Raw genomic sequence first — 25154 nt, 5'->3', positions numbered from 1 at the left:
GCAAAGAATTTTTTTTCAGACAGATATTTTTTAGGTTTAGGCAATTTCTGAAACTTACAATTTTTTTTTCAAAAATTTTTCAAAAAATGCCTTTATTTATTTTAATTTTTTTTATCCATTTCAGCATACGGATTTTTTCTGAAAAGTCCATACAGGAACATAAGAACAAAAATTATCGCAAAGACAGTTCCTATTCCAAAATGACCTGTCGTAAAAAGATTGCCTAGCTGATAAACAATCAAGGTTACGATGTAAGCGAAGGCATTCTGGAATAAAATCGCAAACCAGAACCATTTTCGGTTGCGAAGTTCGTTTGCCATTGTGGAAATTGCGGCAAGACAAGGAGAATCAAGCAAGTTGAACAAAAGGAAGCAGAATGCGACAAGTCCTGTCGGGAACCACAATGCAATTGCATCAACTGCATTTTTTGCATTTCCGTCTTCGCTTTCTTCAGCCCCAGCTTCTTCGCCCGAAATTACATCAGAAACATCTCCAGCTCCTGCAAGGGCTTTTGTATCCTCATCGCTTGCTCCAGCAAGAACGCCCATCGTTGTGACAATTCCTTCCTTTGCAGAAAAACCTGAAATTACAGAAGCGGCGCACTGCCATCCGCCTTCTTCATTTCCAAAACCAAGCGGAATAAAGGCATAGCGAAGAACTCCACCGACTTTTGCCATAATTGACTCATTCGCATCCTCAACAAGGCCAAAAACCTGCTTTTCGGCAGTTTGCTGCGCAACAGTCTCATTTTCACTTTCTTCTGTTTTTACAGACCAGCCGTAGCTTGAAAGAAACCACATTACAAGGCAGGCGAGAAAGAGAATTGTTCCCGCTTTTTTTATGAAAGACCACAATCTTTCCCAAGTATGCAAAAGAACAGTCTTTAACTGAGGAATATGGTACTGAGGAAGTTCCATGATAAAGGGAGCAGCCGGACCATGAAAATATTTTGTCTTTTTAAGAATGATTGAAGCAAGCAGAACGCTTAAAATTCCAATTCCATACATAGCAGGACCAACCCACGAACCGTCAGAATTGGTAAATTTAGTTGCAATAATTGCGGCAATCATCGCGATTACAGGAAGTTTTGCACCACAAGGAATCCATGTCGTAGTCATAATTGTCATACGGCGGTCGTTTTCGTTCTCGATTGTGCGGCTTGCCATAATTCCTGGAATGCCACAACCAGAACTTATAAGAAGCGGAATAAATGATTTTCCAGAAAGTCCGAATTTTCTAAAAACCCTGTCCATTACGAACGCGATTCGAACCATGTAGCCGACGTCTTCAAGAATCGAAAGCAAGATGAACAAAACCGCCATCTGAGGAACAAAACCAAGAACAGCGCCAAGTCCGCCAAGGATTCCATTAACAACACAGTCAATAAGAACAGGATTTGCACCAGCGTTTTCAAGCAAAGTCTGAGCACCGCCCTGAATCCATTCACCGAACAGAACGTCATTTGCCCAGTCAGTTCCCATTGTGCCGACAGTAGAAACTGCAACCCAATAAACAAACCACATTACAGCAAGGAAAATCGGAATTCCGAGAATTCTGTTTGTAACAATCCGGTCGATCTTGTCAGAGGCGGTCATCGTTTTTCCAGATTTTACAAGAACGCCTTTCAAAATCGCATTGATGCTCTCGTATCTTTCATTTGTAATGATTGATTCAATATCGTCGTCATGAGACTTTTCCAAGGCGCAAGTTTCGTTTTCAGCCTTGATTTTTGATTCTTCGTCAAGTTTCAGCTTTGAAAGAATCACGCTGTCCCTTTCAAGAACTTTTATTGCCATCCATCTGCGCGTAGATTCTTCAATTTCTGAAGGCAAAATCTCTTCTACTGCGCCGATCGCCTTTTCAACATCAGAAGAAAAACGAATTACAGCCGGCTTAGTTTTTTCAGAAGCGGCTTTTTGCGCGGCGGCAATTATTTCCTTTACGCCTTTTCCGTGGAGAGCTACAGTTTCGATTACTGGACAGCCGAGTTTTTCAGAAAGTTTTGCCGCATCAATTTTATCTCCAGACTTTTTAAGGGCATCAACCATGTTGAGCGCCATTACGACAGGTTTTCCGAGCTCCATAATCTGAGTTGTAAGATAAAGGTTTCTTTCAATGTTTGTCGAGTCGACAATATCGATTACGGCAGCAGGTTCGCCAGAAGCCAGATAATCGCGCGAAACAACTTCTTCATTTGTGTATGGAGAAAGTGAATAAATTCCTGGAAGGTCAGTCACAATCAAATCGCTTTTTCCTTTTACCTTTCCTTCTTTTTTTTCGACAGTTACTCCAGGCCAGTTTCCAACATACTGAACAGTTCCAGTAAGGGAATTGAACATTGTCGTTTTTCCGCAGTTTGGATTTCCTGCAAGTGCAATTTTAGTACTCATTTTTATATTCTTTTTTGATTTTTATTCAACTTCAATATTTTGCGCATCATCTTTGCGCACAGAAAGCTCATATCCGCGGATTGTAACTTCCACAGGATCTCCAAGCGGAGCAACTTTTCTTACAAAAACTTTACAGCCTTTCGTAAATCCCATGTCCATAAGACGGCGTTTTAATGCTCCTTCACCGTCAAGCTTTGTAACTGTCACGGTAGAACCAACCTCAGCGTCTCTTAAAGTACCCATTTTTTCCTCCATTTCCTGCTATTTAATCAGAATTTTTGCAGCCATACTTTTGTCAATTGCAAGCCTGACATCCTTGACCTTAACAATCAAACCTGTTGCAATCTTCTGAATTACCGTAATTTTTGAGCCTTCAGAAAATCCCATGTCAGCCAAATGCTGTTTTACAGCTTGAGTGCCCGTAATCGAGGCAACAGAAACCTCATCTCCGATTGAAGCAAAAAGCAACGGCATAATAAAACCTCCGGCTAAGAATAGTTAGCATTATTGTAATCCAAGTAATAATTACTAACTTTTATTAACCATTGCTAACAATAATAAGTTTTATGTTTTTTTGTCAATATATTTTTCATTTTTTTAGGACTATTTTTTATTCTGCTGACAAAAACCGCAATTTATGCTAAAGTTTTCGCTGTAATTCAATCAAATTTCATTTTACAGGAATGAACAATGTCTAAAACTATAGCAATCGGTGCCGACCACGCAGGTTATTTGTACAAGGCACGTTTAATCGAACACTTAAAATCAAAAGGTTTTGAAGTAATCAATGTTGGAACTGACACTGGAGACAGCGTCGATTATCCGGTTTTTGCAGAAAAAGTAGGCGACTTAGTCGCTTCAACTCAGGCTTTCTGTGGAATTTTAATCTGCGGAACAGGAATCGGAATGAGCATGGCTGCTAACAAACACAAAGGAATCCGTGCGGCTTTGTGCACCGACCTTGTAATGGCAGAATACACACGCCGCCACAACAACGCAAATGTGCTGTGCATGGGCGCAAGAATCATTGCCTACGAAATGGCGGAAATGATTGCCGATAAATTTCTCGAAACAGAATTTGAAGGCGGCCGTCACCAAAGAAGAATCGACCTTTTTGACAAATAATAAAGGCTAAAAAATGATTACAGATGTTATTATCATGGCCGGTGGTTTTGGAGAACGTTTGTGGCCGGCTTCTAGTCCGACTCATCCAAAACAGTTTATGGCCTTAAACGACAATATTTCTTTTTTGCAGGAAAGTTTAATCCGCGCGCTCGCATTAAAAATTTCCGGAAAAATCGTAGTCGTTACCAGGAAAGATATTGAAAATGAATGTACTCTGCAGATAAAAAAACTGGCAGAACGTTCAGAAGAAGCGGACGCAAGAAAACTTCTTGCAGAATCAATAGTCCTGGCAGAACCTGCGCCAAAGCACACTTCAGCGGCAATCATGCTCGGAGTAAATTTAATCAACAAGCTTGAACCGGATTCTTCCCATACTTTTCTTGTGCTTACAAGCGATCACGTAATCAGTCCAGTCGACCAATTTGCAAAAGACTGTAAAAATGCGGCCAATGCGGCAGAAAACGGCAAATTTGTCTGCTTTGCAATCGCGCCAACACAGGCAGCGACAGGTTACGGCTACATAAAGGCCGGAAAAGACTTAACTGGCGAAAACCACACTTTTAAAATCGAAAATTTTAAAGAGAAACCGGACGAAAAAACCGCAAAGGAATATTTTGAGTCGGGCAATTATTTCTGGAATTCGGGAATGTTTGCCTTTGAAGGAAAAATGTTCCTGAACGAAATGCTTTCGTGCACTCCAAAGGTAAGCAATGCCTTTGAAGCCGTTACAAAAGGCAAAAAACCTTCTCTAAAGCAGGTTAATGGCGTTTATGTAATAAAAAGCTGGCCGGAAATGGAAATCACTTATCAAGACGTCCCGTCGATTGCCGTTGACAAGGCTATTGCCGAAAAATCCGAGAATGCAGCTGTCGTAAAGGCTACATTCAAGTGGACAGATGTGGGCAGCTGGGACACTTTCAGCGAACTTTGCACAAATCCGATGAACAACAAAGTCGTTCAGGTTGAATGTGAAAACAATTTTGTTTATTCCGATATTCCTGTAAGTTTATGCGGAGTCAAGGACTTGATTGTCGTTGCAAAAAACGGAAAGCTTCTCGTCATGAAAAAAGGCGAAAGTTCACTTGTCCGCTCAGCCGTAAAGGCAATTGAGCAGTAGCTGCGCAAAAACAGCGATTCAATTTTAGAAAATATTTATTCATATAAAATGAGGTAAGATATGAAAAAAATTATCAGTGGAAAAGTTCGTGAAGTTTACGATCTTGAAGACGGCCGCATGGTTATCGTTACAACGGACAGAATTTCAGCATTTGATGTAATTCTTCCTACAATGATTACAGACAAGGGCAAGGTATTAAATGCTCTTTCAAACTTTTGGTTTGACTTTACAAAAGATATTGTAAAAAACCATATGATTTCTTCAGATTTAAAGGATATGCCGGAAGAATTCAGCAGCCCGGAATTTGAAGGACGCACAATCCTCGTAAAAAAACTCAAGATGATTCCTTACGAGGTAATTGTCCGCGGTTATATGTTCGGTTCTATGTACGAGGCATACAAAAAGGGCGAACCTTTCCTCGGTCACAGTTTTGACAAAGAGTACAAACAGGCAGAAAAACTTGACGAGCCAATTGTAACTCCATCAACAAAGGCTGCCGAAGGTCACGATATTAACGTGACAATCGATTATATGAAAAAAGATCTCGATGAAAAATTCCCTGGAAAAGACCTTGGAAGCAAAATCGAAAAAACAGCTCTTGCAATTTACAAGAAATGTTATGAACATGCGCTCAAAAACGGAATCATCATTGCAGACACAAAATTTGAATTCGGTCTTGACGAGAACGGCGAGCTTGTTCTTGGCGATGAAGTTTTGACTCCAGATTCAAGCCGCTTCTGGAATGCAGAAACCTACAAGGTAGGAACAAGTCCTGCAAGCTATGACAAGCAGTTTATCCGCGACTGGCTCAAAGAAAACAACCTTGCCGGTGATCCGACGATTAAAAGCGTTCCAGCAGAAGTTGTTGCAGAAACTTCAAAGCTCTATCACGAATGTGTAAAAAAAATCACTGGAAAAGACCTGTAATTTTTTCAAATCAGATTAAAGAATAAAAAAGGCTGTCTTTATGAAGTTTTTCTAAAGACAGCCTTTTGTTTTATTCTGATTTATCTTTTTGAATAGTTTTTTTCTACCCAGTTAAGATATTCTCCTGACAGAATATGGTTAATCCAGTCTTTATTGTTCAAATTCCATTTTACAGTCAGCAAAAGTCCCTGTTCAAAAGACATTTTTCTTTCCCAACCAAGTTCGGTTTTAATTTTTGTACAATCGATTGCATAACGCTGGTCATGTCCAGGTCTGTCTTTTACGTGAGTAATTGTGCTTTTTATGTCAGATTCGTTCATGCCGGTTTCTTTAGCGGTAAGCTCGATAAGTTTGTCGAGAAGCGTAATATTCTGCCATTCATTTTCGCCGCCGATATTGTATTTTTCGCCTGTTTTTCCGTTATTTAAAATGAGCCAAACTGCGCGGTTGTGATCTTCAACATAAATCCAGTCGCGGATGTTTTTTCCTTCGCCATAAACAGGAAGATTTTTCTTTTCCTGCATATTTAAAATCATCAAAGGAATAAGTTTTTCCGGGAACTGATACGGACCGTAATTGTTTGTACAGTTTGAAAGAGTAATTGGAAGCCCGTAAGTGTGATAATATGCCATTACAAGATGGTCGCTGGAAGCTTTGCTTGAAGAATAAGGTGAACGAGGATCATAGGCTGTAGTTTCAGTAAAATATCCAGTAGGACCCAAAGAACCGTAAACTTCATCAGTAGAAATATGGTGGAACAAAACATCGTCACGAGGATTGTCGAGGCTTACTCCCCAGTAATTGCGGGCAACGTCCAAAAGTGTATAAGTACCGAAGATGTTTGTCTTGATAAAAGTTTCAGGTCCCAAAATCGAGCGGTCTACATGGCTTTCTGCCGCAAAATGAACGACTGTATCTATATCATACTGCTTAAAGATTCTTTCGATTTCACTTCTATCGCAGATGTTTACTTTTTCAAAAAAATAACGGCGTTTTGAAGGGTCTTTCTCGCCTGAACCAAAAGTTTTGTCAATGTCTTCTAGTGTTTCTCCGTTTCCTGCGTAAGTAAGGCAGTCAACGTTGATTATTCTTCCTGAAAAATTTGCATCTTCAAAGGCTTTCTCGCCGCTTGTTGATTTTCCAAAAAGATAATGAATAAAGTTTGAACCGATAAAGCCGGCTCCGCCTGTAACAAGCACATTCTTAAGTTTTCTCATATTTTTCTCCAATAAAAAGTCAAGATTAAAACTTCAGTTTTAGGATTGACTTTTTAAGTTGTTTCGCAACGAAGTGAGAAACAACCGATGATAAGAAAGTTTGCGACGCAAACTTTTGCATAATAAAAAGCATAAAATAAAAAAAATTGACTATTTTACACTAAACCTTTCATCTTTTATAAAATCTTCGAGAGAAAGTTTCCAATCTGGAAGTTTTATGTTCAAAGCTGACTGGATTTTTGAAGTATCAAGCACGCTGTAAGCAGGACGCTTTGCTTTTACAGGATATTCGTCTGTCGTGCAGCTGTTGATTGCGCAGTTATTTGAAATTCGTCCGTATTTTGTTCCAAGAGAATAGATTTCCCTGCAAAAATCAAACCAGGTGGTCTGGCCGGCGTCGGTCACGTTGTAAATTCCATATGGAACTGTTTTTTTGCTGCAAATTTCAAAAATAACCTGAGCTAAAGTCGAACAGTTTGTCGGCGTTCCTTTTTGGTCGCAAACAACCTTGACACTTTCCCTGCTGTTCATAGCTTTTGTCATTGTGTATACAAAATTCTTTCCGTAAAAACCGTAAAGCCACGCTGTACGAAGAATATAATATCTTTGAGTTGATGAAATTATATTGTCCTCGCCACTGGCTTTTGTTTTTCCATAAACGCTGGCCGGAGATTTTTTTTCAGTCTCTAAAATAGGCTGAATGGCATTTCCGTCAAAAACGTAATCTGTGCTTATGTGAATAATTGCAGCGCCTTTTTTTTCAGCAATTCGCGCCAAATTAAAAGGTCCTGCCGAATTAATTTTTTGAGCAGATTCTTTTTCGTCTTCCGCCTTGTCAACGGCCGTATAAGCAGAGCAATTTACGATAAAATCAATCTTAGAACCTGAACTTGACTCGAGTTTATCCGCAAAATTTTCAAGCTCCGAAAAATCTGTAACATCAACTTCGCTACCAGTTCCAGTGTAAGAAAGTTTATTCTTTTGAAAAAGCTCACAAAGCTGAGAACCGAGCATTCCTCTGCAACCAAGAACCCAAATCATCTCAGTTTTCTCCAATCCAATGGGCGCTCATATCAAAATACTTTTTTGAAAAATCAAAGGCTGGATGTTTTGTGTCTTTTTCGCTCAAAAGAGGCTCTACATCTCCACAGATTGAATGCCAGTCAACGTTAATAGACTTGTCGTTCCACATAAGGCCAGCTTCATCTTCCGGATGATAAAAATCAGTACATTTATATGTAAAAACTGCAAAATCGCTAATTACATAAAAACCGTGCGCAAAACCTTCCGGAATGTAAAACATATTGTTTTTCTGAGAATCGAGAACAACTCCGTAAGATTTTCCGAAAGTAGGAGAGCCGTTTCGTAAATCTACAGCAACATCGTAAACCTTTCCTTCGAGAGCACGAACGAGTTTTCCCTGCGGATGTTTTGTCTGAAAATGCAGTCCGCGCAAAACTCCTCCTTTGCTAGCGCTCTGATTGTCCTGAACGAACTTCATTGTAAGACCGGCTTCAAAAAAGTCTTTTTCTGAATATGTCTCTGCAAAGTAACCACGGGCATCTCCAAAAATTTTTGGCTGAATTTCCCACAAACCTTCAATCGGGCATTTATTGAATTCAAAAGCCATTAGAAATTCTCCGCAATATATTTTAAGTAAGCACCGTAATCGGTTTTAAAGCCTTTTGCAATTTCAAGAAGCGCATCTTTTGTAATCCAGCCGTTGTTAAATGAGATTTCTTCTATGCAGGCAACATACATTCCCTGACGTTTTTGAATCGTCTCGATGAAATTTCCGGCTTCAGAAAGACCTTCGTATGTTCCTGTGTCAAGCCAGGCAAAACCGCGTCCCAGAATTTCTACGTTGAGTTTTTGCCGAGCCAAATATTCATTATTAACAGAAGTGATTTCGATCTCACCACGGGCAGAAGGTTTTACATTTTCCGCAATTTTTACAACGCTGTTGTCATAAAAATAAAGTCCAGGAACTGCATAGTTTGACTTCGGATTTGCAGGTTTTTCTTCAATACCGAGGGCTTTTCCGTTTTTGTCAAATTCAACAACTCCGTAGGCTGTCGGATCTTTTACAAAATAGCCGAAAATTGTCGCTCCGCCTTCTGATTCCACGCGTTTGCGGGCATTTGAAAGGCTTTCTGAAAAGCGCTGGCCGTAAAAAATGTTATCGCCGAGAACTAGAGCAACGCTGTCGTTTCCGATGAATTCTTTTCCAACAATAAAAGCATCTGCAAGACCTCTCGGTTTGTCCTGAACTGCGTATTCAAATTTCATTCCGAGCTGGCTTCCATCGCCAAAAAGTTCTTTAAAAACCGGTAAATCGCGTGGAGTTGAAATTATCAAAACTTCGCGGATTCCTGCAAGCATAAGACAGCTAAGAGGATAGTAAATCATAGGTTTGTCATAAACTGGAAGAATCTGCTTGCTGACAGCTCTTGTAAGCGGATAAAGACGTGTTCCGCTTCCTCCTGCAAGAATTATACCCTTCATAAAAAAACTCCCATAGTTTTTAATTTTCAGGACAATACAAGTCCTGTTCTTATTATTTTACCATTATTGAGCATAATAAATCAATTCGTTAGAATAGGAGCATTGTGTTATACAGATATTCCAAAGACGGACGTGGACGGCCTGTCAAAACCGCCGCTATTTATACAAAAAAAGAACATAAAATTTCTTTAGACAAAATTGACGCAGACTGTCTTAGAGTTGTTTTTCATTTAAAAGAATGTGGATTCAACACTTACATTGTCGGTGGAGCGGTAAGAGATTTGCTTACTGGAAAAACTCCAAAAGATTTTGACATTGTTACAAATGCAACTCCAAGCAAAATTAAAAAACTTTTTAGAAATTCCCGGATTATTGGAAAAAGATTCAGGCTTGTCCATGTTTTTTTCGGGGAAAAGATTTTTGAAGTCTCAACTTTCCGCTCGACAGTTGACGGAAGTGTAGGAAACAGCTTTGGTTCGATTGAAGAAGATGTCCAGCGCCGCGACTTTACTCTAAACGCCCTTTATTACGATCCTTCAAAAGAGCAGATTATCGATTATGTCGGTGGAGTACAGGATATAAAAAATCATATTTTAAGACCTGTAATTCCTTTGAACAGAATTTTTGAAGAAGACCCTGTCAGAATGCTACGCGCAGTAAAATACAGTTCGACCTGCAATTGCAAAATGGGCTTTGTGTTAAAACACAAAATCAGAAAAAGCGCGCATCTTTTGCTTCCTGTAAGTCCAAGCCGTCTGACAGAAGAAATGCTGAAAATTTTGAATTCCGGACATTCCTCTGAAATAATAACAGCCTGCCTTAAGACAGACCTTTATATGTATCTTCAGCCGAACGCAAGCAGCATGATGTATCAGTCGAAAAAATTTGAACAAAGCTATATGAAACATCTTGCCGAAATGGACGGAATGGTTCAAAAAGACAAAACTGTAAGGCTCGGACAAAAACTGTTCTATCTGATTATTGATTTTGTCGATACGCTTACAGACTGGAAAAAAGAAATTTCAGGAAAAACTGCAACTGGCGAACTTTATTTAAAAACTTGGACTCAGGTAAGAAATTTTGTTCTTCCAATAAATCCCCAGCGCACAGAACTTGAATACGCAATCCGTCTGGCCTTAAAAACACTCGGAGTCGCAATAAAGATTCCAAAAAGCGCGTTTAAAGTCCGAAAAACCGTAAAATTTCTTCCGGCAGAAGAAAAAACTGCCGAAGTAAGATAAAAAAATTGAATTAGAACACAAAAACACCTTTTAAGACGGCTAAAGCTTGCGTTTTTAAGGTGTTTTTTTATGCAGTCTTTAAATCCGAAAGCAAAATGTGGTCTACAATAATCGAAATATCTTCAAGGAGAATTCCCGCATTTTTTTCGATTGACGAAGTTACGTAGTTTTTTAGATTTTTGCTCAGCTCTGTAAGAGGCTCTCCAAAAGGAACGTCTATAGTTACAAAAAAACGGTATCCAGTCTTGTCCGCCTTTATATTCAAACTTTTTAAGCGGATCAAGCTGTTAAATTCCCTGACCGCAAGACCTGCAAGACCTGCAAGGTGGGCCTGAGAAATATTTTTTCGCGCAGTAACAGAGAAGGCCGGGCGAACTACTGATTTTTCAAAAAGCTTCGCATTTACTTCGACCGGAGTCTTCTTTTCTTCGGTTTTGAAAAAATGACGGAAAAATTTTCTTTTTGAAAGGCTTACCTTTACTTTTGAAACAAAAATTCTTGAATAATTTCCAGCTTCTTTTACTTCGTATGAGCGGACAGGAATTACATGCTTTCCTTCAATCTGCCGGCTTATGCGGGCTTCTTCAATCTGCTGGGGAGTCGCAATGTCCTCAATTCTTATATATTTTTCCGGAAGAGGAATCTGAAGGCGCATTGCAATCTTATTGACCATTTTTTCGCTTGTGCCGAGAAGCAGGATTTTTTTTATCTGTTTGCGCTGAATTGCAAGCGCCACGCTGTCCCTGTGCTTTTTGTCATCAAAAAGAGCAACGCGAACTGCTCCCATATAACTTTTTTCGAGCTTTGCGGAATGACCGGCAAGAATATTGTCTTCATAAATCAAAAGTCCGTCATCAATTATCGCTTTTATATGATATTTTTGAGCGACAAGCTTTGCGCGAAAACTTTTTCCAGTGCCAGAAGGACCGAAAAATGCAAAAACTTGAAGAGGCTTTTGTTTAAAATTAAGAATTTCTCCAATATTCATACCTATATTATAATTCACAAGGCAAGTTTATCAAGGCGGATTTTAAAACTGAAACAAAATTTTCTCCTGGAGGACAAACTATTTTTTTGGGAAGGCTGAATAGATTCTCCTGAAATTCCAAAGAATAGGAATGAAGAAAAAGATTTTGCTTTTCTGAAATTTGTCTTGCTCCGTAAACTGTATCTCCAAGCAGAGGATGTGAGTGATAAGCGCTTGTCGCGCGAATTTGATGAGTTCTCCCTGTCGAAATTATAAATTTTACGAGACTAACCTGAATTCCCTTATACTTTCCGTACGCAATCGGAATTGCCGTTGTATTGCTTTCCTTTGAATTTTTTGAATCGGAATCCACAGAGACTGTATGAAATTTTGAACTATTTAAGTCTTTTTCGTTTCTGCTGATTTTTTCCGTCCAGGTTTCTGTCTGTTCAAGAGCGCCTTCAACTATCGCAAGATAAGTTTTTTTTATCCTGTGTTCCTGAATTGCCTTGGAAAAAGCCTGTGCTCCTTCAAGATTTTGGCTAAAAGCAATAAGTCCTGTAGTTCTTCTGTCAAGGCGATGCAAAGGGCCTGTCCTAAACGAAAGACTTTTCCGTATATTTTGAAAATCGTAATCTTCCTGAACCAGAACATTTAGAGCCCGTTCGCCGGCTTTTGACTTTTGAACAGGAAGATCGTAAGGCTTGTTCAAAAAAAGAAGCTCCTGAGTACGAATCACAATCCATTCTTCTGGAAGAGGAGTGATTTTTTCTTGATTTTTTTTGTCTGCAGGAACTGCATTTTCCGCCAAAAACGAGGCAATTTTTATTTCGTCGCCTTTTTGGATTCTATATTCACCTTTCTGTTTTTTTTCGTTGACTTTTATCAATCCATTTCTGAGAGCTTTATAAAGCTGCGAAAGGTTTTCTTCCGAGAGAAGTTTTTTTGCAATCCTGTCAAGCCTTCTTCCTTCATCATCTTTTCCAGTTTTAAAGCGAATGAATTCCATAATTTATAAAATATAAACTTAACTTATAAAAAGTTCAATTTTTTAAAACAAAACTTATACAAGCTCAATATAAAATGTCTGCATAAAACGCCTAAATAACTAGACAAAAATGCGCATACCGATAAAATAATGTGTATGTTTAAAGGTGTATGGGAACAGTTTCAAACTCTTTTGTCTTCTCCGATATTTCTTGCCTGTGTTTCCAGTTGGTTTCTTGCTCAGTTTTTAAAAACACTAATAAAACTTTTTGCTGGAAAAGTTCACAGCATAAAAGAGCTTGTTGAGCTTCTGATATGGCGCACCGGAGGAATGCCTTCGAGCCATAGCGCCCTTGTTGCCTGTCTTTGTACTTGCATTGGAATTACGGACGGATTTGATTCCGGACTATTTGTCCTTTCTTTCTGTTTTTTTATGGTTACAATCCGCGACGCTGTCGGTGTAAGAAGAGCAAACGGAATTCAGGCAAATATGATTAACAGGATCGGAAATCTTTTAAAGGATCAGGGACTTGTCCAGGAATACAAAAATCTAAAAGAAGTTCAGGGACATTCTCCGATGGAAGTTATCGTTGGCTGTATTCTCGGTTTTTTTGTCGGCATCGGTTTTTTAGTTTTGTAGGCTGCAATGAAAATTTCGACAAAACTTCTGGCTTCTTCTGCTTTATTTGCATTGACCTTTTTTTTTATAATCTGTTTCCGCACTGTTCCAGAAAGTCAGCTTTGGAAAGGCTGGCGGCTTCTTTACGTAAAGTCCGAAAAGCTTTCTGAACAGAATATCTGTTCAATTCTTGAAAAAAACGGCTGCAAAAACGTCGTGAGCAGGGTAAACCAGAAAAGTCCTGTCTATTCAGAATTCGCACCGATTCAGGTTCAGCCGAAAAACTCATATATTTACAGAAAAAACGGATTTTTTAGAGACAGTTCTTCTACGTATCTTGTATTTTATGTTCCAGAAAAAAGCGCTTCCGCTCTGGAAAATGCAGTTTCTGAAATAAACGGATATTCAGAAACCTTTGCCTCTTGTGACGGAGGAACCGTTTTTCCGTGGATCTGTCCTTTTTTAGCCTTTATTTTTTTCGCTGTCCTCTTTTATTTTTCCAAACAGAAATTTAAATTTCTTACAGTCTCCCTGCTGCTTCTTGTCTTGTCGGTTACAAGACCTTTGTACACAGTCTGCGGAGCAATTTTTCTTTCACTTTTTGCAAATTTTCTTCTCGTAAAAATCTACGGCAGGGACGGCTTTTTTAAGGATTCAAAAAACGCTGTTTTTATAGTGCCTCTGATTGTTTTTTCTTTTATTGCGCTTGCTTTTTCGTCGGTTTTCAGTTCATTTTTATTTGCAGTTTCCTTTGCAGGCGGTTGGCTCGGACTTAAGGTTTTTGAAGAATTTTATTCATTTTTCTGCAAAAAAAATGGAAACCTTCAGTTTGATTTTGTTTACATCAAAAAATCTTCGGACGTAAAAACCGTCACCCAATCAAATTCTTTTTTGCTTGGAATTGTTTTTGTCTTTATAGCATTTCTTTTTGCATTTTCTTCGATTTTTTCGGGAATTTCGCAAGTTTCATCCTCTGAGCAAAGACCTTTTCTTCCGGCTCCTCTTTCCTCAAACTCAAAAATTTCAAAAGAAGCCGAAACACTTCCAAATCTTGAAGATTTTGTTGACTGGAGCTGGTTTACACTTTCTTTTCCGTTCAAAAAATTGACTTCTTCTTCAGGTGAAATTCAAAATTCTTTTGGCGAGAGCGTCGTTATTCCGGATTTTTTTATGGAAAAAGACAGTTCTTCTGGAAAAGAGACGATTTTTTCATCTCAAAATAAAGTTTTGACCTATGATTCTTCCTTTGTTCACTTGATTTATGATAAGATAGATAAAAGCGATTATCCTGCCCTTGAAAAAGTTCTGCTTTTACAGGGGAAAAATACATCTTATGGATACACAAAAAGCGCAGGAACAAGTTCAGAAAAAGCAGTTCCTCTTGTATTGAGCTTTTTTGCATTTATTCCATTGATTCTCTTTTTATATTATTTTGTGGGAACTAAAAAAAATGAGGCCAATTTATAAATTTGTTTCAGAAGATACTGGATTGATTACTAAAACTGTAAGCGGCTTTATTCCAGAAACAGTTGTAATTCCTCTAAAAAAAAGCAGCCAGGATGAAATTGAAATTCTCGTAAAAGCCGGAGACAAAGTAAAAGAAGGGCAGGTCATTGCAAAATCTCAGGACACTTGCATTCATTCTTCGATTCCAGGAACTGTTGTAAATATCATTCATTCGAAATTTGCAGACGAAAATGAAGGTTATGCCGCAAAAATCCGGCTCGAAGGAGTTTTTTCTTTTACCGGAAAAAAAATTATCGAAAAAGAATGGAAGTCAAAAGAGCCTTCAGCCATAATTTTTTTGATGAAAGAGGGCGGAGTTTTAAACACTTACTCTTCTCCTGAACCGCTCAATGCCCAAATAAAAAATCTCGATAAAACAAAAGACCGTTTTCTTGTAGTCCGGCTTTACTCTGAAGACCCTTCAAGAATTACAGACGCTTTTGTCACTGAGCATTATTTTGAAAAAATAAAGACCGGCGCTGCAATTACAGCAAGAGCAATGGAAGCGAAAGGAATTCTTTTTGCCTTTGACAGCAATAAATCAATTCCCCAAAATTTCGCGGACGGTTTTGAAACAGAAACAGCAGTTGTTTCTCTTGATGCAAAAAACTACCCAAATGGTTTTATGCACGAAATTGTAAGTACGGCAAAAAAAACGCTCAAAAATTCAATTTTTAAGAATGTTGGAAACCGTGATCTGTTCATAGATTCAGTTACCGCTCTGAATGTTTACAATGCGGTTGTTTTGGAAAAACCTGAAATTACGGCAGAAATTCAAGTTACGGGAGACTGTCTTAACGCAGGAGCTGTAATAACCGTAAAAACAGGAACAAGCTTGCGGCAACTTGCAGAACAGGCCGGCGGTTTTAAAAGAGAGCCTGGAAAAATTATAATAAATGGAAAAATCACAGGAAATTCTGTTTCGGACATAGATATTCCTGTTTCAAAAGATGTAAAATCTGTGGCATTTATTCCTTTTAGCCAGCTTCACAACCAGACAGAGCAAAACTGCATTCGTTGCGGAAACTGTCTGAACTGCTGTCCTGTAGGACTTTCGCCAGAAACTCTTTACAGATGCTTTAAAAATAAAGACCACAACAACAGCGAATTGCAGCTAATCGAAAAAACTGCGGTTTTGTGCACAGAATGCTCTTTGTGCAATACAGTCTGCCCGTCAAGAATTCCGCTGAGCCAGACAATCGCGCTTTTAAAAAAAGGAAAAATAAATGAAAAATAAAATAAAAATTACCTTGCATCCTTTTTCGTATTTGGATTTTTCTGAAAAAACAAATGCAATTTTTTTACTCACATTCTTAGCCTGCCAGGTTTTTATGCTTTTTATAACAAACAGCTGGGCGAACCTTTTTGTAATTCTGGCGGCTGTTGCGGCGACAGTTTTGGCAGAAGTTTTTGAAAAAACATACGGAAAAAGAAAAGATTCCTACAGTTTTCTCAATTCGATTATTCAAGGAATTTTAACTGGACTTTTTTTACCTTCGACTTTTCCGGTTTATGCTGTTTTTTTTACAGTTTTTTTTGTATTTGTCTGTTCGAGATACTTTATCGGAAATTTTGCCGACTGCTGGATAAATCTTCCTTGTCTTTCTGTCTGCATCTGCTGGATTTTGGGAACTTCGCTCTTTCCAGACTGGCAGCTCACGCATGAGATTATATTCGCAAGAAATCCATCTCTGGAGCTTATTCAAAACGGCGCATTTCCAATGATTGCCCTTGATACAAAAATTACATCGTTTTTTAACAGGACGATTTTTTCGCTTTTTGGAGTTTCAATTCCGGACGGTTATATTTCTCTTTTTTGGGACACAGGCTCTCTAATTCCGGCATTCAGATTCAATTTTATAACGCTGATCTCTTCGATTGTTTTAATTTCGATGGACGTTGTAAGGGCGATGATTCCAGGACTTTTTTTGATGACCTATGGTATTCTCGTTTTTGCAGGTCCATATTTCTTTGGATTTGGCGGACACGGCGACCTTCTTCTTGCGTTCTGTACAAGCGGACTTCTTTTTTCTTCGATTTATTTGCTTCAGTTTGCAGGAACAACTCCAATGACACTTTTAGGAAAGGCATTTTATGCTTTTCTTGCAGGAATTCTTGCATATTTGATAATTGGAGCCGGAACATCTCCTGCAGGAGCCGTTTTTACAGTCCTTTTGATGAATATTTTGAGCCTTTTTATCCAGCATATTGAAAAAATCGCCGAAATCAAAAAAGTTAAAAAAATTCTTCTTGAACGCGTAAAAGAACTTGAGGAAGGAACAAATGCTTAGCGAAAAAAATAAAGTAATTTTAATAAAAGTCAGCATTCTGGCAGGAGCATTTATCGTAACCTGCGCAATTCTAATTACGATGATTTTCCTCGCAAAAGGTTTCTGGAAAAACGGACTAAGGGTTAGTGTAGGGCAGACTCTCGAAAGATATTCCGAAAACACATATAAAACTGGAGATTTTGTCGAATTAAAATCGCAGTTTTCTCCTGGAGCGGCAGTTTTTAATTGTAAAAAAAACAACGATTCAAACCGTTATTATGCCGTAATAATGCGGATTTCTACAATTTCGGGACCTGCGCCAGCGGTTTTTTTGTGCTCGGAATATGACGCCGAATTTGCGGGATTTGCTGTTGAAAACGGAAATTTAAAACAGACAATGAACCCGGATTTTCAGGAAATCCATATACGCTACTGGAAATCTTTGTTGCCGAAAATTTTACAAAAGGCAGGACTTTTTGATGACTGATTATAAAAAATTTCTTATTTACATTGGAACAACACTTGCAATAGTTCTTCCTTTTCCGGGAAGAATAGCATACGGAATTTTCGCGCTTCTTCATTTTAATGTTTCTGTAGTTCTTTTGACGCTGATGTTTTATGCGATAAACCTATTAAATGTAAAATTTTTGCGTCTTGGAATCTGTTCTCTTGAACTTGTCGCTTTGACAATTTTATACAAGCAGCTGCTCGTCATTTTCTGCCCTGTTGCAGCTCTTACAATCGGCTTTTCTTTTTATTTGCCGGCAGTTTCCGCTGTCGTAATAACGATTTTCAATCTTAGAATAAAAAATTCAATAAAAGAAAGTTGTCTTGATAAATTAAAAAAATCGCTCAGCATTTCTGCCTTTTGTTTTATAATTTTTGTTCTAAGAGACATTTTAGGATTCGGAACAATAACGCTTCCAAACTGGCAGTCGCTCTTAGTGATAAAAATACCGGAAATTCCATTTTTAGCAGGAAATTCATTCATGTCCTTTTTTGCGACAATTCCGGGCTGTATGGTTTTGACAGTTCTTATTTTTTTTGCCGGTCTAAAACTAAATGTCGTTTTTGCAGGAGAAAAAAATGCTTGAAATCATTTTCTTTTATCTTTTTTTCGGCTCAATAGCACTTTATTACGGTGTCGGATTAAAAAAAATTCTTACCATAAGAAAAACCCCTCTCTGCTATTTAAAAGATGTCTTAAAATCTCTTTTTATTACAGTCTCTGTTTCTTCAGCCACTTTTCTGCTGGAAGAATATGTTTTTGCCAGACTTGGCATAAGCGAAATATATCCTTTTTTTATGACGATTTTTTTTGCCGCAATTTCATACGGCATTCACAGACTTATAAAAACAAGGGTTTTTGATTTTACGGAAGATTATATCGTTCCTTTTATGATTGTCCTGATGAGTTTGACAGAAGGATTTTCTTTCTTAAGCACAATTTTAATCTGTGTTTCAGGAGTTCTTTCTTTCTATCTTCTTATTTTATTCGTCTTTGCATTAAGAACCCGCTTTAAAATTTATCAAAAAGATGCTGGTGAAAAGCCGTTTTTTATGCTTCTTCTTGGAACAGCAGTTCTTTTTATAGCAATTTACGGTTTTAACGCTTCATGGCTTAATCTTGGGCTGATTTTATAAGATTTTTGAAAAAAAATAAAAAAAATTGTTTCTTTTTTTAGTGATTTTGTTATACACTGTAAGAACCATCTTTTTTTATAAAAACAAAGAGGTTCGTGTAATTAAGGTTTGCGTTGCAAACTTTCTTATTATCGGTTGTTTCTCACTTCGTTGCGAAACAAATTAAAAAGCCAATCATAAAACTGAAGTTTTAATCTTGACTTTTTATTGGAGGAGATGTGAAAGTCTTAAATTTATGCCTGTCGTTGACTGCAAATTCGACAGTTCTTTCAACTTCTCTGACCTTTGAACAGCAATATCAAAAAATCTACAAAAAGCTTATAGCATTTTTATATCAAAATCCGACTGCAAAATTTTCATTTTCGTTTACAGGCTTGCAGCTTGAATGGTTTGAAAAAGCGCATCCAGAGTTTCTTCAGATTCTGCATGAGCTTGTTGCCAGAAAACAGATTGAAATTTTGGGCGGTGGTTACTACAATCCTGTTTTCCCGCTTTTATCTCCAGTCGACAGAGCAGGGCAGATTGAACTTTTAACGGTTGAACTAAGAAGAATTACAGGAAAACGTCCGCGCGGAATTTCAGTTTTAAGTTCTGTTTGGGACCGCTCGCTTATTCCATGCTTTCAAAATTGCGGAATGGAATGGGTTCAACTTGATTCTTCAATTATTCCAGAAAAAAGCCGGCATTTTCTTCCTCAAATTTTAGGGGAACAGGGAAAAACAATAAAAGTTCTGCCTGTTTACAGAAATTTGCAGAATGTAATCAAAAAGAATATTTCGCCGGAACAATATTTAAAAGAACTCGTAGATAAAATTGAAAAATCGACAAAAAACGATGAATACAATTATTATGCACAGGAAAGGGTAATTTCCGTGAATTTTGAATTTGACAGCGCGGAAATTCTTTTAAGCGGCAATTGGATTGAAAATTTATACAAGTCGATAAATCAGGAATTTGCCGAAAAAATCAGAGTTTGCCTTCCGACAGAATACATTCACCGTGCAGAAGAATTTATTCCATCATTTACAGGAATTGGTATCCGGGACGATGTTGCAAAATGGGCGTTAAAACCTTACGAAATTTCCGGAGAAAAATCGGAACTTCCTGTTTCCATAAACAATTTTTTGATTACCTATCCAAGATGCCGCGCGCTTTATAACCGGGAACTTTATATTTCACTGCTTGTTTCAAACTGTCATGGCGACAAGGCTAGAAAAATGGCGGCCAGAAAATCGCTTTGGAAAGCTCAGACAGGAGATGCAGTTTTGTGTTCTCCAAAAGGAGTTTTTCCTGACAAAAAAATGCGTCAAGCCGCTTACAAAAATCTTACGGAGGCAGAAAAATACATTCGCGAAGCTGTTCCTTTTAAGGAATCAGTAACATCTTTTGACTACAATGCGGACGGTCACAACGAATATCTGTGCTCAATGGAAAAATATACAGCCTGCATAAGCGCACGGGGCGGACAGATTACAGAACTCAACGTAATTCACAATCTTGAAAATTACGCTGACAATTTAAGCCGGATTGAAAAATTCGACAAAGTGAATGATAACTATGAGCGAGGACTTTTTGTTGAACATGTTTTCAGCAAAGAAGAATTCTCTGATTATAAAAAAGGTCTTCCATCTGGTTGCGGAGTTTTTTCAAAGGCACTTTTTAGAGAAGCCGAATTTAACGGAACAAAAAAAGAAATAAAGCTGAAAGGCGAAGGAACATATTCAAATCTGGACATTCCAATCAGCCTGCGAAAGCGTTATCTCATAAATTCCAATGGATTTATGGTTCAATATATTTTAAAAAATGAAGGCCCAATTGCTTTTAGCGGAAATTTTGTAGTTGAATCAAATTTTGCCCAAACAGATTTTTCTAATGCCGATAAAAATTCATACAAATTAGACTTGATTTCTGACGGAAACGGAATTTCTTACGAAACAGTTGATGAGCCGGTTGTAAAAAAAGACATTTCGTTTGTACAGATTACAGATACGTCAAGCAATATTTCTTTTGTTTATGAGCCAAACGAAGAAGCAGGAATAAGCTGCCAGCCTTTACTTTTTAAAAGACCAGATTTAAATTCCGAAACACCTCAAATTGCAGAAAACACATTTACGGTTTCGCTTTTCTGGGAATTTGATCTTGCAGGTGGAATGGAGATAGAAAAAACAATAAACTTCACAATAATCACTCCAAAAAAACGCCGGACAAAGAAGATTTAAGGGGAAGTGCAAAAAAGCGTATTTGAAAAAACTGGTAAATATTTCGCACTGGTAGACAGAACCTATATTATGCTAAGTAATATAGGTTTAATTTAGGATACAGCATTTTTTGCAATCTGTAAAGCTGTTTTTATTTGTCTGTTATGTTTTCTTTTAGTTTTACAAATTATTGTAAAAAATCGTATTGAATTTAAACTTCATTTTAGGTTCTTTTCTTATAATACCCTCAAACAGAAAACAAAAAATTGGAGGCTTTTTATGAAAAAAATGATCTTTTTTATACTTATTTCTTCTTTCGTTATTTTAAGTTTTTTTGCTTCGCCACAGCTTCAAATTGAAGATTGCATTGACGGAGTTTGTCTTGTTCCCAAGAAAAATGAAAATGAAAAAGAAATTTTTGCAATCTCTTCTCCCATAGGTTATCACAATGTAAAATTTATTAAACAAGCACCACGACTTTCAACTTTAAATGGAAAAACAATTGCATTAGTTGGAGGTTCTTTTAATGCATTTATAACACACGAAGAATTAAAAAAATGTATTCTTTCAAATTATCCAACAGCAAAAGTTCTAATGTTCGAAGATATTGGAGATGCAGGTCCTTTTTCTGTAACTAGCCAAAGTAAAAAAACTATTTCTTTTCAAAAAGCACTAAAAGATAATAAAGTTGATGCTATAATTTCAGGTAACTGTGCCTGTGGACTTTGTACTGTAAAAGAATGTGGCTCTTCAATTGCCGCAGAATATATCGGAATCCCATCTGTTACAATTGGTTCACCTACTTTCATTCAACAGATTTATTCTACTGGTGTTAACCGTGGAGTTCCTGTTCTTCGTGCTGCAGAGTATCCAGGAGCTTTTGCCTCTGATTCAAAAGAAGATTTAATAAAAAAAACTCGTGAAAAAGTATGGCCTCAAGTTGAAGAACTTCTAAAAAAACAAATTTCAAAAGAAGAGATTATAAAATATGCTCATAGCGGAGAACGACCTTTCGATGAAATCATTTTCTACGGAACTTTTGAAGAAATTCAAGATTTCTGTGAAGCAAATAATTGGACTGATGGACTTCCTATTATTCCCCCAACAGATCAAACTATCCGCGAATACTTAAAATATTGCGTCGAAAAAGCTGATACAGTAATAGGAACTTTTGCTCCAGCTTACAGAAAATCCTACGGATACACTGTTGCAGCTAATGCAGTTATGTCTGGAATTCCAAAAGAATTTATGCCAATCTGCATGGCTTTTGTACGTTGCCTTGGTGATGGGGAATTTCGTCGCACACTTTCTTCAACTCACGGCTGGACTCCTTATGCATGGTTAAATGGACCTTTAGCACGCCAACTTGGAATTGACTGTGGACAAGGAATGATTAGCGAAGATGTTAATAAAAAACTTGGACGTTTTATTGAACTTGCAATGCTAAACATTGGTGGATATTACATAAAAGATAATCGCATGGGAACTTTTGGCTACCTTACTCCTTGGACATTTGCAGAAGATGAACAGGCATGTCTTAACAATGGCTGGATTCCTTATCATGTAGAACATGGCTTTAAACTCAATTCTAATACAATTACTGCAGGTTCCGCTCTTGCTTGGGGAAACAATGTATCACCTTCAACAGACAACGCAGAAATGATTATGAAAACTTTAGCTTTTGATATTACTGAAAAACAACAGAATGGACTTGGAAATACAAAACCACAAGTTTACAGAACAATTTTCATCACTGAACCTATAGCAAATAATTTATCAAAACAATACAAATCCAAATCTGATTTAGAAGATGCATTGATAGAAAATGCCCGTCGCCCTTTATGGATGAGAACTTTTGCCTATTATTGGGCAAACACAGGAAGCAGTCAAGATAAAAAACGCTCTATTGAACAGGAATATATGTACCTCAAAAAAAATAAAGATGAAAAAGTTGAAAAAACAGAAACTCCTGACTGGTTAAAAGGTTTTGTTAATGATGATAAAATCGAAACAATTGCCACAATGTTAAAAGGGCAGACACCAATTCTTGTAACAGGAGATTCTAGCCGAAATAAGTTTCAGGTAATGCCAGGTGGCGGATATGTAACTTTTGAAATTAAACTTCCAAAAAACTGGAATGAACTTGTAAAACCACTAGGATATGAACCTATAGAAAATTTTTTCTTAAAATAACGGAGACTTAAAATGAAAAAAAAATTTATTACATTCACAATCCTCTTATTTTTTTCAATGTTTGCATTCAGTCAAAACATTTTTCCAAAAGATTTTTCAACACAGACTGTTGAAGGCAAAGCAGTAACCTTTGCAGATTTTCAAAAAGCTGAAATTACTATGCTTAATATTTGGGGAACATTCTGCAGTCCGTGCATTCGTGAAATGCCAGATCTTGCAGAACTTTCAAACAAATACCAAGATAGAAATTTTCAAATAATTGGAATTGTCCTTGATGTAACAAATTCAAATGGAAATATAAATCAAAAGAAACTTAATGAAGCAAAAAATATAATTTCTTTAACAAATGTTTCCTATAAAAATCTTGTTCCAACAAAAAATATGATAGATACCTTTTTACATAACATTTACGTAGTTCCAAATACTTTTTTTATAGATAAAAATGGCAATCAAATTGGTGATGAAATTTTTGGGTCAAAGTCAAAGAATGAATGGGAAAAAATTATTGACGAAAAGTTGAAATTAGTAGAATAAACCAAAGTAATTTTTTATAAAATATAGGATTAAGTAATGAAAAAATACACTCCATTTTTTCTTTTTATAATCGGAATTCTTCTCGTAGTTTTTGGAATTGTAACAGAAGAAAATGAAACTGTTTTTGAAAAGGCTACAAGAATCTGTCTTGAATGCATAGGGATCGGCTAATGAAAATACGAAATTTTCGTCACATAATCCAAGACTGTTTTGCAGCTTTATCAAACGGCTATATTTCAGGTTTTGTTCACGGAAAAATATATACAGGAAACACAAAATATCTTTGTAATCCTGGAATGAACTGTTATTCCTGTCCAGGAGCACTAACATCCTGCCCTATCGGATCTCTTCAAGCAGTCTTAAATAGCAGAAATTATAAATATTCTCTTTATGCTGTAGGCTTTATATTTATTTTTGGAAGCCTGCTTGGACGATTAACCTGCGTTTTTTTGTGCCCATTTGGCTTTATTCAGGATTTGATTTACAAAATCTCATTTATAAAAAAAATCCGCTCCTTACCAGCAGAAAAATTCTTGCGAAAAATAAAATATATATTTCTTTTTGTAATGGTTATCCTCCTTCCACTTACCATTACAGATAAAACAGGTCTTGGACTTCCATTTTTTTGTAAATACATCTGCCCTGTCGGAACTTTAGAAGGTGGCATTCCACTTATTTTATTAAACAAAACTTTACAATCTGCAGCACTTTTTTTATTTAAATGGAAGTTTGCAATTTTGATTGCGATTTTAATGTCATCTGCGATAGTATACAGACCTTTTTGCCGATATTTTTGTCCACTTGGAGCTATTTATGGCTTTTTCAACAGATTTTCAATTTATCGTTACAAAATTGATAAAACATCTTGTACAAACTGTGGCACCTGTCAAAAAAAATGTAAGTTCAACATAGAAATCTATAAAACCCCAAACAGTGCTGACTGCATCCGTTGTGGTGAATGTATAAAAGCATGTCCTAAAAATTGTATCAAAATAAAAGGATTAAAATAAAACTAATGCGACTACTTCTAATAGAAGATGAAAAAACTCTCTCAAAAGTTATTTCAACACTTCTCAAACAGAACAACTATACTGTAGACTCAGTTTTTGACGGAAAAGAAGCTTTGCAATTATTGAACTCAAACGAAACTTCAAATATTTATGACGGAATAATTCTTGATTTAATACTTCCAAAAATCAATGGAATTGAAGTCTTAAATCAAATCCGTAAAAACGGAAACAAAACGCCAGTACTTATACTTTCTGCAAAATCAGAAATTGATGATAAAGTAAAAGGTTTAGACAGTGGTGCAAACGATTATCTAACAAAACCTTTTGATTCAAAAGAACTTTTAGCTAGAATCAGAGTCTTATTACGGCAAACTTCAATTGCCACAAATTCTGTGATAAAAATTGCAAATCTTTCCCTTGATTCTTCTTCCTGTAGGATTTCTACACCTAAAGGATGTTATAATTTAGTTGGTAAAGAATACCAAATACTTTTGCTTTTTATGAACAATTATAACTGCATTCTTTCAGCTGAGAAAATAATGGAAAAAATTTGGGAATTTGATAGCGAAGCAAATATCAATACAGTATGGACTTATATTTCCTACATACGCCGGAAACTAGAAGCATTGGAATCAAAAGTACAAATTTTTACAAAACGCAATCTAGGATATATTCTTGAAAAACTCTAAAACTCTCCATGTACG

26 protein-coding genes are annotated in these 25154 nt (G+C 36.9%); 17 read left to right on the top strand and 9 right to left on the bottom strand.

Annotation, left to right across the window (positions count from 1 at the left end; translation table 11 throughout):
- Nucleotides 1–101: 101 nt before the first annotated feature.
- Genes feoB through B5D47_RS01670 form a run of 3 tightly spaced genes read right to left on the bottom strand, consistent with a single transcriptional unit; the run spans nt 102 to nt 2864 of the window.
- Nucleotides 102–2390 carry a ferrous iron transport protein B gene (gene feoB, locus B5D47_RS01680; RefSeq protein WP_078930083.1) on the bottom strand — a complete coding sequence of 763 codons (2289 nt, stop codon included), beginning with the start codon at nt 2388–2390 and terminating at the stop codon, nt 102–104.
- A 21-nt stretch (nt 2391–2411) separates the two neighbouring features.
- Complete coding sequence (locus B5D47_RS01675; protein ID WP_078930082.1) at nt 2412–2633, bottom strand: FeoA family protein; 222 nt, start codon at nt 2631–2633, stop codon at nt 2412–2414.
- 18 nt (nt 2634–2651) lie between these two features.
- Entirely contained in the window at nt 2652–2864 is a 213-nt protein-coding gene (locus tag B5D47_RS01670; RefSeq protein WP_078930081.1) for a FeoA family protein, read from the bottom strand.
- Between the two features lie 216 nt (nt 2865–3080).
- On the opposite strand from B5D47_RS01670, the gene rpiB reads away from it, so the two are divergent.
- Genes rpiB through B5D47_RS01655 form a run of 3 tightly spaced genes read left to right on the top strand, consistent with a single transcriptional unit; the run spans nt 3081 to nt 5559 of the window.
- On the top strand, nt 3081–3515 hold the full coding sequence (gene rpiB / locus B5D47_RS01665) for a ribose 5-phosphate isomerase B (RefSeq protein ID WP_078930080.1): 435 nt from the start codon (nt 3081–3083) through the stop codon (nt 3513–3515).
- 13 nt (nt 3516–3528) lie between these two features.
- Complete coding sequence (locus B5D47_RS01660; protein WP_078930079.1) at nt 3529–4632, top strand: mannose-1-phosphate guanylyltransferase; 1104 nt, start codon at nt 3529–3531, stop codon at nt 4630–4632.
- 60 nt (nt 4633–4692) lie between these two features.
- Nucleotides 4693–5559, top strand: coding sequence for a phosphoribosylaminoimidazolesuccinocarboxamide synthase (locus B5D47_RS01655; RefSeq protein ID WP_078930078.1), 867 nt, complete (start codon nt 4693–4695; stop codon nt 5557–5559).
- Nucleotides 5560–5639: 80 nt separating this feature from the next.
- Here B5D47_RS01655 and rfbB read toward each other — a convergent pair whose 3' ends face one another.
- The 4 genes from rfbB to rfbA form a co-directional block, all read right to left on the bottom strand.
- Nucleotides 5640–6776, bottom strand: a complete 1137-nt coding sequence (gene rfbB / locus B5D47_RS01650) for a dTDP-glucose 4,6-dehydratase (protein WP_078930077.1) — start codon at nt 6774–6776, stop codon at nt 5640–5642.
- A 150-nt stretch (nt 6777–6926) separates the two neighbouring features.
- Nucleotides 6927–7817 (bottom strand): dTDP-4-dehydrorhamnose reductase, encoded by an 891-nt coding sequence (gene rfbD / locus B5D47_RS01645; protein WP_078930076.1) that lies wholly within the window; start codon nt 7815–7817, stop codon nt 6927–6929.
- Nucleotide 7818: 1 nt separating this feature from the next.
- Nucleotides 7819–8406 carry a dTDP-4-dehydrorhamnose 3,5-epimerase gene (gene rfbC / locus B5D47_RS01640; protein WP_078930075.1) on the bottom strand — a complete coding sequence of 196 codons (588 nt, stop codon included), beginning with the start codon at nt 8404–8406 and terminating at the stop codon, nt 7819–7821.
- Nucleotides 8406–9281 (bottom strand): glucose-1-phosphate thymidylyltransferase RfbA, encoded by an 876-nt coding sequence (rfbA, locus tag B5D47_RS01635; protein WP_078930074.1) that lies wholly within the window; start codon nt 9279–9281, stop codon nt 8406–8408. Before rfbA ends, rfbC begins: the two co-directional genes overlap by 1 nt.
- Nucleotides 9282–9385: 104 nt before the next feature.
- Here rfbA and pcnB point away from each other — a divergent pair, with 104 nt between their 5' ends.
- A complete protein-coding gene (gene pcnB, locus B5D47_RS01630) occupies nt 9386–10522 on the top strand; it encodes a polynucleotide adenylyltransferase PcnB (RefSeq protein ID WP_143592571.1) in 1137 nt (378 codons plus the stop codon).
- A gap of 67 nt (nt 10523–10589) precedes the next feature.
- Here the strand turns inward: pcnB and B5D47_RS01625 are convergent, their stop codons facing one another.
- Both B5D47_RS01625 and B5D47_RS01620 read right to left on the bottom strand, forming a co-directional pair.
- Entirely contained in the window at nt 10590–11510 is a 921-nt protein-coding gene (locus B5D47_RS01625; protein ID WP_078930073.1) for a hypothetical protein, read from the bottom strand.
- 7 nt (nt 11511–11517) lie between these two features.
- The gene (locus B5D47_RS01620) at nt 11518–12498 is read right to left on the bottom strand and encodes an RluA family pseudouridine synthase (RefSeq protein WP_078930072.1); all 981 of its coding nucleotides are present in this window, start codon (nt 12496–12498) and stop codon (nt 11518–11520) included.
- 135 nt (nt 12499–12633) lie between these two features.
- Between B5D47_RS01620 and B5D47_RS01615 the strand changes: the two genes are divergently transcribed.
- From B5D47_RS01615 to B5D47_RS01560, 13 genes are all read left to right on the top strand, one after another.
- Nucleotides 12634–13116: a divergent PAP2 family protein gene (locus tag B5D47_RS01615; RefSeq protein WP_078930071.1), complete on the top strand. Its 483-nt coding sequence runs from the start codon at nt 12634–12636 to the stop codon at nt 13114–13116.
- 6 nt (nt 13117–13122) lie between these two features.
- Nucleotides 13123–14562, top strand: coding sequence for a hypothetical protein (locus B5D47_RS01610; protein WP_078930070.1), 1440 nt, complete (start codon nt 13123–13125; stop codon nt 14560–14562).
- Nucleotides 14546–15838 carry a 4Fe-4S dicluster domain-containing protein gene (locus B5D47_RS01605; protein ID WP_078930069.1) on the top strand — a complete coding sequence of 431 codons (1293 nt, stop codon included), beginning with the start codon at nt 14546–14548 and terminating at the stop codon, nt 15836–15838. Before B5D47_RS01610 ends, B5D47_RS01605 begins: the two co-directional genes overlap by 17 nt.
- On the top strand, nt 15828–16892 hold the full coding sequence (locus tag B5D47_RS01600) for an RnfABCDGE type electron transport complex subunit D (protein WP_078930068.1): 1065 nt from the start codon (nt 15828–15830) through the stop codon (nt 16890–16892). The genes B5D47_RS01605 and B5D47_RS01600 overlap by 11 nt, the downstream gene beginning before the upstream one ends.
- Nucleotides 16885–17358, top strand: a complete 474-nt coding sequence (locus B5D47_RS01595; RefSeq protein ID WP_078930067.1) for a hypothetical protein — start codon at nt 16885–16887, stop codon at nt 17356–17358. Before B5D47_RS01600 ends, B5D47_RS01595 begins: the two co-directional genes overlap by 8 nt.
- Nucleotides 17351–17965 carry a hypothetical protein gene (locus B5D47_RS01590; protein WP_078930066.1) on the top strand — a complete coding sequence of 205 codons (615 nt, stop codon included), beginning with the start codon at nt 17351–17353 and terminating at the stop codon, nt 17963–17965. Before B5D47_RS01595 ends, B5D47_RS01590 begins: the two co-directional genes overlap by 8 nt.
- Nucleotides 17958–18515 carry a hypothetical protein gene (locus B5D47_RS01585; RefSeq protein ID WP_078930065.1) on the top strand — a complete coding sequence of 186 codons (558 nt, stop codon included), beginning with the start codon at nt 17958–17960 and terminating at the stop codon, nt 18513–18515. The genes B5D47_RS01590 and B5D47_RS01585 overlap by 8 nt, the downstream gene beginning before the upstream one ends.
- Before the next feature lie 218 nt (nt 18516–18733).
- Nucleotides 18734–20734, top strand: coding sequence for an alpha-amylase/4-alpha-glucanotransferase domain-containing protein (locus tag B5D47_RS01580; RefSeq protein WP_078930064.1), 2001 nt, complete (start codon nt 18734–18736; stop codon nt 20732–20734).
- Between the two features lie 258 nt (nt 20735–20992).
- Complete coding sequence (locus tag B5D47_RS01575) at nt 20993–22906, top strand: UGSC family (seleno)protein (RefSeq protein WP_078930063.1); 1914 nt, start codon at nt 20993–20995, stop codon at nt 22904–22906.
- Between the two features lie 12 nt (nt 22907–22918).
- Nucleotides 22919–23440, top strand: coding sequence for a TlpA family protein disulfide reductase (locus tag B5D47_RS01570; RefSeq protein WP_078930062.1), 522 nt, complete (start codon nt 22919–22921; stop codon nt 23438–23440).
- 36 nt (nt 23441–23476) lie between these two features.
- Nucleotides 23477–23611: a CD1871A family CXXC motif-containing protein gene (locus B5D47_RS11755; RefSeq protein WP_143592570.1), complete on the top strand. Its 135-nt coding sequence runs from the start codon at nt 23477–23479 to the stop codon at nt 23609–23611.
- The gene (locus B5D47_RS01565) at nt 23611–24450 is read left to right on the top strand and encodes a 4Fe-4S binding protein (protein ID WP_078930061.1); all 840 of its coding nucleotides are present in this window, start codon (nt 23611–23613) and stop codon (nt 24448–24450) included. Before B5D47_RS11755 ends, B5D47_RS01565 begins: the two co-directional genes overlap by 1 nt.
- A 5-nt stretch (nt 24451–24455) precedes the next feature.
- The gene (locus B5D47_RS01560) at nt 24456–25139 is read left to right on the top strand and encodes a response regulator transcription factor (protein WP_078930144.1); all 684 of its coding nucleotides are present in this window, start codon (nt 24456–24458) and stop codon (nt 25137–25139) included.
- The last annotated feature ends 15 nt before the right edge of the window (nt 25140–25154 follow it).

Origin of the sequence: Treponema berlinense (genome assembly GCF_900167025.1) — a bacterium.
Classification (GTDB): Bacteria; Spirochaetota; Spirochaetia; order Treponematales; family Treponemataceae; genus Treponema_D; species Treponema_D berlinense.
The sequence above is the reverse complement of the archived record's forward strand: the minus strand, read 5'-3'. Positions and strand labels throughout refer to the sequence as shown.

Coding starts and splice junctions, on each gene's coding strand:
- B5D47_RS11755 (WP_143592570.1), top strand. CDS start 23,477: ATGAAAAAATACACTCCATTTTTTCTTTTTATAATCGGAATTCTTCTC.
- B5D47_RS01585 (WP_078930065.1), top strand. CDS start 17,958: ATGCTTGAAATCATTTTCTTTTATCTTTTTTTCGGCTCAATAGCACTT.
- B5D47_RS01565 (WP_078930061.1), top strand. CDS start 23,611: ATGAAAATACGAAATTTTCGTCACATAATCCAAGACTGTTTTGCAGCT.
- B5D47_RS01670 (WP_078930081.1), bottom strand. CDS start 2,864: ATGCCGTTGCTTTTTGCTTCAATCGGAGATGAGGTTTCTGTTGCCTCG.
- B5D47_RS01595 (WP_078930067.1), top strand. CDS start 16,885: ATGCTTAGCGAAAAAAATAAAGTAATTTTAATAAAAGTCAGCATTCTG.
- B5D47_RS01590 (WP_078930066.1), top strand. CDS start 17,351: ATGACTGATTATAAAAAATTTCTTATTTACATTGGAACAACACTTGCA.
- B5D47_RS01660 (WP_078930079.1), top strand. CDS start 3,529: ATGATTACAGATGTTATTATCATGGCCGGTGGTTTTGGAGAACGTTTG.
- rpiB (WP_078930080.1), top strand. CDS start 3,081: ATGTCTAAAACTATAGCAATCGGTGCCGACCACGCAGGTTATTTGTAC.
- feoB (WP_078930083.1), bottom strand. CDS start 2,390: ATGAGTACTAAAATTGCACTTGCAGGAAATCCAAACTGCGGAAAAACG.
- B5D47_RS01610 (WP_078930070.1), top strand. CDS start 13,123: ATGAAAATTTCGACAAAACTTCTGGCTTCTTCTGCTTTATTTGCATTG.
- B5D47_RS01655 (WP_078930078.1), top strand. CDS start 4,693: ATGAAAAAAATTATCAGTGGAAAAGTTCGTGAAGTTTACGATCTTGAA.
- rfbC (WP_078930075.1), bottom strand. CDS start 8,406: ATGGCTTTTGAATTCAATAAATGCCCGATTGAAGGTTTGTGGGAAATT.
- rfbA (WP_078930074.1), bottom strand. CDS start 9,281: ATGAAGGGTATAATTCTTGCAGGAGGAAGCGGAACACGTCTTTATCCG.
- B5D47_RS01600 (WP_078930068.1), top strand. CDS start 15,828: ATGAAAAATAAAATAAAAATTACCTTGCATCCTTTTTCGTATTTGGAT.
- B5D47_RS01560 (WP_078930144.1), top strand. CDS start 24,456: ATGCGACTACTTCTAATAGAAGATGAAAAAACTCTCTCAAAAGTTATT.
- B5D47_RS01675 (WP_078930082.1), bottom strand. CDS start 2,633: ATGGGTACTTTAAGAGACGCTGAGGTTGGTTCTACCGTGACAGTTACA.
- rfbB (WP_078930077.1), bottom strand. CDS start 6,776: ATGAGAAAACTTAAGAATGTGCTTGTTACAGGCGGAGCCGGCTTTATC.
- B5D47_RS01620 (WP_078930072.1), bottom strand. CDS start 12,498: ATGGAATTCATTCGCTTTAAAACTGGAAAAGATGATGAAGGAAGAAGG.
- B5D47_RS01605 (WP_078930069.1), top strand. CDS start 14,546: ATGAGGCCAATTTATAAATTTGTTTCAGAAGATACTGGATTGATTACT.
- rfbD (WP_078930076.1), bottom strand. CDS start 7,817: ATGATTTGGGTTCTTGGTTGCAGAGGAATGCTCGGTTCTCAGCTTTGT.
- B5D47_RS01570 (WP_078930062.1), top strand. CDS start 22,919: ATGAAAAAAAAATTTATTACATTCACAATCCTCTTATTTTTTTCAATG.
- B5D47_RS01615 (WP_078930071.1), top strand. CDS start 12,634: ATGTTTAAAGGTGTATGGGAACAGTTTCAAACTCTTTTGTCTTCTCCG.
- B5D47_RS01575 (WP_078930063.1), top strand. CDS start 20,993: ATGAAAAAAATGATCTTTTTTATACTTATTTCTTCTTTCGTTATTTTA.
- B5D47_RS01625 (WP_078930073.1), bottom strand. CDS start 11,510: ATGAATATTGGAGAAATTCTTAATTTTAAACAAAAGCCTCTTCAAGTT.